At 55.4% G+C, this 258-nt stretch carries 1 protein-coding gene; it reads left to right on the top strand.

From position 1 onward, the window contains the following. Positions 1-258: IS66 family transposase zinc-finger binding domain-containing protein (locus L8G48_RS13705; RefSeq protein WP_248265091.1), on the top strand; the 258-nt coding region annotated here is incomplete at both ends.

Here is a 258-nt window from a genome sequence, read left to right as displayed (position 1 = left end):
ATGTCAGCGAGAAGCTCGACTTCATCCCGGCTAAGATACAGGTGATCCGCGACGTACGCCCGAAGTACAGTTGCCGTACTTGCGAGCAGCGAGGTACCGAAACCAGGATAAAGCAGGCACCGGTGCCGGCCAGCATGCTGCCAAAGAGCATCACTACTCCAAGCCTACTGGCCCAAATCATCACGGCTAAGTTCCAGTATGGCCTGCCGCTGTATCGTCAAGAAGCGATGTTTAAGCAGTTCGGCGCCGATATCAGTC

This window comes from Idiomarina aminovorans (genome assembly GCF_023155095.1).
Classification (GTDB): Bacteria; Pseudomonadota; Gammaproteobacteria; order Enterobacterales; family Alteromonadaceae; genus Idiomarina; species Idiomarina aminovorans.
The sequence above is the reverse complement of the archived record's forward strand: the minus strand, read 5'-3'. Positions and strand labels throughout refer to the sequence as shown.